Source organism: Devosia psychrophila, assembly GCF_000971275.1.
GTDB lineage: Bacteria > Pseudomonadota > Alphaproteobacteria > Rhizobiales > Devosiaceae > Devosia > Devosia psychrophila.
On the sequence record NZ_LAPV01000132.1, the window covers coordinates 23,976 to 31,381 of the forward strand.

General features: G+C 60.1%; 6 protein-coding genes and 1 pseudogene. 1 reads left to right on the plus strand and 6 read right to left on the minus strand.

Features of this window, described 5'->3' with window-relative positions; translation table 11 throughout:
- Positions 1-3: 3 nt before the first annotated feature.
- The 4 genes from WH91_RS13525 to WH91_RS13540 form a co-directional block, all read right to left on the minus strand.
- Complete coding sequence (locus WH91_RS13525) at positions 4-795, minus strand: SDR family NAD(P)-dependent oxidoreductase (protein ID WP_046171545.1); 792 nt, start codon at positions 793-795, stop codon at positions 4-6.
- On the minus strand, positions 792-3,098 hold the full coding sequence (locus WH91_RS13530; protein ID WP_046171546.1) for a bifunctional salicylyl-CoA 5-hydroxylase/oxidoreductase: 2,307 nt from the start codon (positions 3,096-3,098) through the stop codon (positions 792-794). Before WH91_RS13530 ends, WH91_RS13525 begins: the two co-directional genes overlap by 4 nt.
- Before the next feature lie 95 nt (positions 3,099-3,193).
- On the minus strand, positions 3,194-3,895 hold the full coding sequence (locus WH91_RS13535) for a GntR family transcriptional regulator (RefSeq protein WP_171910594.1): 702 nt from the start codon (positions 3,893-3,895) through the stop codon (positions 3,194-3,196).
- A 93-nt stretch (positions 3,896-3,988) separates the two neighbouring features.
- Positions 3,989-5,158: a pyridoxal phosphate-dependent aminotransferase gene (locus WH91_RS13540; protein ID WP_046171547.1), complete on the minus strand. Its 1,170-nt coding sequence runs from the start codon at positions 5,156-5,158 to the stop codon at positions 3,989-3,991.
- A gap of 183 nt (positions 5,159-5,341) precedes the next feature.
- Between WH91_RS13540 and WH91_RS26160 the strand changes: the two are divergent.
- Positions 5,342-5,507: pseudogene (locus WH91_RS26160) on the plus strand (IS30 family transposase); the annotation flags it as partial.
- A gap of 162 nt (positions 5,508-5,669) precedes the next feature.
- On the opposite strand, the gene istB reads toward WH91_RS26160, so the two are convergent.
- A complete protein-coding gene (gene istB, locus WH91_RS13550; RefSeq protein WP_046171549.1) occupies positions 5,670-6,458 on the minus strand; it encodes an IS21-like element helper ATPase IstB in 789 nt (262 codons plus the stop codon).
- Positions 6,439-7,406 (minus strand): IS21 family transposase (locus tag WH91_RS13555; RefSeq protein ID WP_046171554.1); only part of this gene is annotated, 968 nt, incomplete at its 5' end. The genes WH91_RS13555 and istB, both read right to left, overlap by 20 nt.

Below are 7,406 nucleotides of genomic sequence, written 5' to 3' on the forward strand. Positions count from 1 at the left end.
TCTTCAGCCGGTCATAACTTCGCCGCCGGCCACGGCGATGGCCTGGCCGGTAATCGATGATGCGCCCGGCAAAGCCAGCCAGAGCACAGTGTCTGCAACCTCTTCGGGATCGACCAGCCGACCTTGCGGATTGGCCTTCGCCAGTTCGGCCCGCGTTTCCATCTCGCTACGTCCGGTCTTGCCAACGATCGCCTCGACCGCCCGTGCAATCAGCGGCGTGTCGGTAAAGCCGGGGCACACCGCATTGACGGTAATGCCAGTGCGGGCCAGCTCCAGAGCCAGCGAGCGGGTGAGCCCTATCACCCCATGTTTTGCCGCCGCATAGGCGCTCACATAGCGATAGCCGATCAGTCCTGCCGTGGAGGCGATATTGATAATCCGGCCACCTGCACCATAGGCCTTGATGTCACCCAGCAATGCCTGCGTGACGAGGAACACCCCGGTAAGATCGGTGGCGATGACCTTGTTCCAGAAGTCTGGCGTCATCTTGTCGAACGGCGCGCTGGGCGCTTCGCCGGCATTGTTGATCAGGATGTCGACCGCGCCGAACCCCTGATGGGCAGCCTCGACACCGGCTGTGATCTTGTCCGCGTCGGTAATGTCGAAGTCGTCGACGATCTTGACCTGTGCGGGCGGCAGGCTGGTCGCAAAAGCTTCCAGACGCTCGCGCTGCCGCCCCGCAAGGGTCACGGATGCGCCTTCGCCCACCAGCTTGCGCACCACTGCCTGGCCGATCCCGCCCGAAGCCCCGGTCACCAAGGCATGGCGACCGGACAGCCTAGTGTCTGAACTCATCGACCCGCCCGCGCCAGGTTGTTTTCATACTGCGACTTCGCTGCATAATACTGCTTTGGCCAAGCCACCGATTTGATGCCGATTTTTGCCGCTTCATGCAACAGCCAGCTTGGATCGGCCAGATGCGGACGTGCTATCGCGCAGAGGTCGGCACGACCCGCCGCAATAATCGAATTGGCTTGGTCAGCCTCGGAAATAGCCCCGACGGCGATGGTGGGGATGCCCACTTCGTTGCGGATCTTGTCGGAGAACGGCGTCTGGAACAGGCGGCCATACACTGGTTTTTCGTCCTTCCACACCTGTCCCGATGAACAGTCGATCACGTCGGCACCAGCCTGTTTAAACATCTGTGCGTAGATGGCCGCATCGTCGGGTGTATTGCCACCCTCGAACCAGTCATTGCAGGAGAGGCGCACCGAGATCGGCTTGTCCTCTGGCCATAAGGCACGCACCGCGGCAAAAACTTCGAGCGGAAAGCGTGCCATGTTCTCGTGACTGCCACCATATTCGTCGTCACGCTGATTGGTCAGAGGGCTCAAAAAGCTCGACAGCAGGTAGCCGTGGGCACAATGCAGCTCCAGCCAATCGACACCAGCCTCGGCCGCTCGCCGCGTTGCCGCGACATGGTCGTCGCGCACCCGGTCCATGTCGGCGCGGTCCATCGCCTTGGGCACCGGGCTGTGCTTGAGGTAGGGCAGCGGTGACGCCGAGATCAGCGGCCAGGCACCCTCGTCGAGTGGTTGGTCGATTCCCTCCCAAGCCAGCTTGGTCGAGCCCTTGCGACCGGCGTGGCCGATCTGGATGGCCAGCTTCGCGCCACTATTGCTGTGAACGAAATCCGCCAACCGCTTCCAGCCGACTGTCTGCTCATCGTTCCAAAGGCCAAGGCATCCGGGGGTAATGCGCGCATCGGGCGACACGCAGGTCATCTCGGCAAAAACCAGCGCTGCACCACCCATGGCGCGGGCGCCCAGATGGACCAGATGGAAATCGTCGATCAACCCGTCTGCCGCCGAATACATGGCCATTGGCGACACAACGATGCGGTTCTGCAACGTAACGCCACGCACCGTGAAAGGCGTCAGCATTGGCGGAACACTACGCTTGCCAAGCTCGACATTCACGCCGGCATCCGCCGCAAACCAGCGCTCATAGCCCTCAAGCCAGTTCGCATCGCGCAGGCGCAGGTTCTCGTGGCTGATGCGTTGCGAGCGGGTCAGCATGGAATACATGAACTGCTCGGGCTCAAGCTGGTCGGCATAACGTGCGCCAACCACCTCAAACCACTCCATAGCATTGCGCGCCGCATTCTGGATGCGCGCAACATCGACCCGGCGAATGTCTTCGTAGTCCTGCAGGACGGCCGGAATTGCAGTTTTGTCGTGGCCATGCAGGTTGAACTGACGCGTCAGCTCGATAGCGTCCTCAAGGGCAAGCTTGGTGCCCGAGCCGATTGCAAAGTGCGCCGTGTGGGCCGCGTCGCCCATCAGCACGACATGGGAATTGCCATTGAAATGGCTCCACTTGCCGCAGATCAGGCGATTGAAATTGAGCCAAGCCGAACCGCGCACGTGTCGTGCGTTGGTCATCAGAGGCTGGCCCTCCAGCACTTCGGCAAACAGGTTCTCGCAAAAGTCGATGGAGCCCTGCTGCTCGATCTGGTCGAGGCCATGGGCCAGATAGGTCTCTTCGGTCGTCTCGATGATGAAAGTCGAGGTGTTCTCATCGAACTTGTAGATATGAGCCTGGAACCAACCGTGATCGGTCTTGCGGAAATCGAAGGTGAAGGCGTCAAACAGCTTGTTCGTGCCGAGCCATATATAGCGGTTCGGCCGCACCGCCAGATCGGGCTGAAACACGTCCTGATAGGCATTGCGGATTTTGGAGTTGAACCCGTCCGAGGCAATGACGAGGTCCGCATCCGCGTAGTCGAGATCGCCGCTTGCGTCGGTTTCAAACACCAGTTCGACGCCTAGTGCCTCGCAGCGCTGCTGCAGGATGTTGAGCAGCTTCTTGCGGCCAATGCCGACAAAGCCGTGGCCCGACGTGCGCTGGCGTGTGCCCTTGAACAGGACTTCGATATCGTCCCAATGGTTGAAGGCATCCTGGATTTCGGTTGCGCTCTCGGGATCCCACTCGACCATGGCCGACATGGTGGCATCCGAGAAAACCACGCCCCAGCCAAATGTGTCGTAGGGCTTGTTGCGCTCGACCACCGTAACGCTGTGCTCGGGATGGTTCTTCTTCATCAAGAGCGCGAAATAGAGCCCTGCGGGGCCGCCGCCGATGCAGACGATGCGCATGAACCGAAATCCTTCAGGAAAGCGACATTAGTTTAGATGTAAACTAAATCGCCTGCCCAAATAGTCAAGACCTAAAGTTTTCTCCATGGTCTAAATCACCGCCGGGCGCTGCTCTCGCAGAGCTGGCGCAACAGGCCAAGCGTACCGTCGATATCGGCGACCATTTCTCTCTTGGCTGTCGCGGCATCGCCTTGCCGCATGGCCCCGATGATCAGGTGATGGTGATGCGTAAACGGCTCATGCAGGCCGGTTTCTAGCTGCGGCGCGATATGGGTCGAGAGCATTCGCATATACGGCCCATACCGCAGCCAGAGGCTGTCGATGATCTGAAGCAGCACTTCGGAACCCGACTGCCGATAGATCGCAAAGTGAAATGCGCGGTTGCGGTCCAGCATGTCATAGACGTGCTTCTCGTCACTCAGCGCCTCATGCTCAGCCACGATCGTCTCAAGCTCGATCAGCGCGGCGGTGGTCATCCGCTCCGTAGCCAGCTCGGTTGCCAGCCCTTCAACTACAACGCGGGCGCGACACAGATCGTCCAGTCGTTCTACTGACACCGCCGGCACGCCCGCCGATCCGCCCGACGAGACTTCAAGCGCGTTTTCAGCAGCCAGGCGCCGCAACGCTTCGCGAACCGGCATGTGGCTTGTGCCAAAAGTGGTGGCCAGCGACGAGATGGTCAGTGTCTGCCCCGGGTCGAACCTGCCGACCATCAATGCGTCGCGCAATTGCTGGTAGACGCCGTCAGCAATGGTCATCCGCGAGGATATCGGGGCCAGTTTACCAACTATGGACATGGACGCAGCTCCCTGCAGCGGCAACCCCATTGCAGCGGTGCCGCCAAGTTTGAGTTGCGTTGTATTCTGCCGAGGCAGAAGGCCCAACGGTTTTTACAGCGCGTTGAAGAAGCCAGCCATGCGGTCCATGCCCTCTTCAATGCGCTCGTAGCTCTGCGACCCGAAACACACACGAATATGGCTGTCGCCCAACGGACCGTAAAAGCCGCCGGCCTCGACCACGACATTGGCCTTGTCAAGCAGGGCGTCTGCCGCCTGCTGCGAGGTTAGCCCAGTGGCACTGATATCGGGGAAGGCGTAGATTGTGCCTTCTGGCATGGCGCAGGTTACGCCTGGCATCTGGTTGAGGCGGCGTACCACCAGATCGCGCTTCTTCTGGTCATCGTCCACCATGTCCTGCAGCACCGATGCAGGGCCGGTCACGGCCGCCAGCGCGCCATCCTGGATGAACGTGTTGACATGGGTCACCTCGTTCATGGTGATCTTCATCAATCCAGGCATCAAAGCCGCATCGGCCGCCAGATAGCCCAGCCGCCAGCCATCCATCGCATAGGCCTTGGTGAAGGCAAACATGGTGATGGTCCGCTCCTTCATGCCCGGCAGCGAGGCGATGCTGATGTGCTCGGCGCCTGAGAACAGGATTTGTTCATAGACCTCGTCCGAAACGATGATCAGGTCATGCTTGATGGCGAGATCGGCGAGATCCTGCAATTCATCGCGCGAATATACCCGGCCGGTCGGGTTGCACGGATTGACCAGCACGATCATGCGCGTGTTCTTGGTGATCTTGGCTTCGATCAGGTCCTTGCGGATGCTGAAGCCCGCGTCACGATCAAGCGGCGCCAGAACCACCTTGGCGCCTGTCATCTCGATTTTGTTGACGTGCTGGGGATAAAAAGGTTCAAGCAGAATGGCCTCGTCACCCTCATCCAGCAGGGCCATGAAGGCAGCATAGGACGCTTGGGTCAGCCCGTTGGTAATAAGAATTTCCCCGGCCGTCGCGTCGATATTGTTATATTCAGCGAGCTTTTTCTGCAACGCCTGCCGCAGCGCCAATTCACCCTGCAGATCGCTGTAGTGAACCTTTCCGGCGAGCAACGCCTTGATGGTCGCCTGCTTAATATGGTCCGGCGTGTCATGGCACGGACGTCCCAGCTCAAGATGGATCAGATCAGCCCCAGTCGCCGACTTGGCCGACGCCTTCTGGAACATGCCGTAGTTCTTTTCCGAAGTCTGGGTAATGCGTCTGGCAAAGCGTGACATGCAGAATCTCGTATTCGTTGTGGTCGCCGGGGCCGAAGTCGCGTGACGGGGCGCGGGCACAAAGTTGATAACGACGGGGTTTAGGCTATTTTGAGCATTTGATCAAACACCAATTTGCAGTCTTGGTTGCTGCAGAAGTGCGGTGGCTGCCCATTGGCTGATAGTAGATGCGGACCGGGCAGAGCCAAAGGTGCTCAGAGCCGAGCGGGCAAGGACAATCCTCGATATGGTCTCCATCCGTGTGCGTCTTGCCGAGGCTGACGACCGGGCCATCCCAGGTCATTGGGAGGGTGGTCTACTCGCCGGTGCGAAAGACACCAACATCGCCACTCTCGTCACAAGAGCTTCGGAGTAACATGAAAGTTGTGCTCTGATGCTGGGAGGAGCGTCGATGAAAACGGCGATAGTTCTGCGTCACGTGACGAGGTGTTGATTGCCGTTTGGATCTGACCCGGGATTGTCATTGAGAAGTGACCCGGTTGGACGATAGTTTCCCGCGATGCGGGGATGGTCAAGTGGCGGGTTTTTCCTTTCGTGTTTTGGGTGCCGCGGCGCTTGCCCGGAAGCGGAAGCTGTCATTGCCGGTTTCCAGGATATGGCAGTGATGGGTGAGCCGATCGAGCAGAGCCGTGGTCATCTTGGCGTCGCCGAACACGCCGGCCCATTCGCTGAAGCTCAGGTTGGTGGTGATGATGACGCTGGTCTGCTCGTAGAGTTTGCTGAGCAGGTGGAACAACAGCGCCCCGCCTGACGGGCTGAACGGCAGATAACCCAGTTCATCGAGGATGATGAGATCGAGGCGCAGCAGGCGCTCGGCAAGCTGGCCCGCCTTGTTGGCGGCCTTTTCCTGCTCAAGTGCATTGACCAGGTCGACGGTGGGGAAGAAGCGGACCTTCTTGTGGTGGTGGCGGACCGCCTGGATGCCCAGCGCTGTGGCAACATGGGTCTTGCCGGTGCCAGGACCACCGATCAGTACCACATTGTCGGCGCCTTCGATAAAGTTGCCGCGGTGCAGTTGCTGGACTGAGGCCTCATTGATCTCACTGGAGGCGAAGTCGAAGCCGGTCAGATCCTTGTAGGCTGGGAAGCGGGCGCCTTTGAGGTGATAGGCGATAGACCTGACCTCCCGCTCGGCAAGTTCGGCCTTGAGCAGTTGGGACAGGATCGGCACGGCAGTATCAAAGGCAGGAGCACCCTGTTCGATCAGCTCGTCCACGGCCTGGGCCATGCCATACATCTTGAGGCTGCGGAGCATGACCACAACGGCGGCACTGGCAGGATCATGACGCCTGGCGCACATCCTTGCCACGCAGCGTGTCGTAGCGCGCGACGTTGGCTTTTGGTTCCTGGCGCAAGGTCAGCGCCTGGGGCGCATCGATCAACGTAACCTCAGTCTCTTTGCCATCGACCAGACGATGCAGAAGATTGAGGATATGGGTCTTGGTGGGAACGCCCGCCTCGAGCGCGACCTCCACGGCACACAGGACCGCCTGCTCGTCGTGGTGCAGGACAAGCGCCAGGATCTCAACCATCTCCCGGTCGCCACCTGGGCGCTTGAGCAGGAGCCCCTGCAACCGCCGGAACGCCTCTGGCAGATCCAGGAACGGCGCCCCATTGCGCAGGGCACCAGGCTTGCGCTGGATCACTGCCAGATAGTGCCGCCAGTCATAGACCGTGCGCCCCGGCTGGTGGTGTGAGAGATCGATGATCCGAGCGTGCTCGCATAGGATCTGGCCTTCAGCCACCACGACGATCCTCCCAGGATAGATCCGCAGGCTCACTGGGCGGTTCGCGAACGAAGCGGGCACGCTGTATCGGTTGCGATCGAAGTGCACCAGGCACGTCGGGGTTACGCGCTTGGTCTGTTCGACAAAGCCGTCAAAGGGTCGCCCCACGGCCATCAGACTGGAGATCTCCCCGGCATGCGCATCGGCCACGCTGCCTGGAAGGTTGCCATGCACGATCTGGCCCCATTGTGCGATGCACCGCTCTTCGAGCCAGGCGTTCAAGCCATCGAGGTCGGGGAAGTTGGGCAGTGGCTGCCACAGGCGCCGGCGGGCATCCTGCACATTCTTCTCGATCTGCCCTTTCTCCCATCCTGATGCCGGATTGCAGAACTCTGGTTCGAACAGATAATGGCTGGCCATCGCCGCGAACCGGGCGTTGACCTGCCGGGCTTTGCCGGAGCCGATCCGATCGACCGCAGTCTTCATGTTGTCGAAGATGCCGCGACGGGGGACGCCGCCCA

What these genes read in the sequence shown, in the direction of transcription:
- WH91_RS13525 (WP_046171545.1), bottom strand. Translation starts at nt 795, where the DNA reads ATGAGTTCAGACACTAGGCTGTCCGGTCGCCATGCCTTGGTGACCGGG.
- WH91_RS13530 (WP_046171546.1), bottom strand. Translation starts at nt 3,098, where the DNA reads ATGCGCATCGTCTGCATCGGCGGCGGCCCCGCAGGGCTCTATTTCGCG.
- WH91_RS13535 (WP_171910594.1), bottom strand. Translation starts at nt 3,895, where the DNA reads ATGTCCATAGTTGGTAAACTGGCCCCGATATCCTCGCGGATGACCATT.
- WH91_RS13540 (WP_046171547.1), bottom strand. Translation starts at nt 5,158, where the DNA reads ATGTCACGCTTTGCCAGACGCATTACCCAGACTTCGGAAAAGAACTAC.
- istB (WP_046171549.1), bottom strand. Translation starts at nt 6,458, where the DNA reads ATGTGCGCCAGGCGTCATGATCCTGCCAGTGCCGCCGTTGTGGTCATG.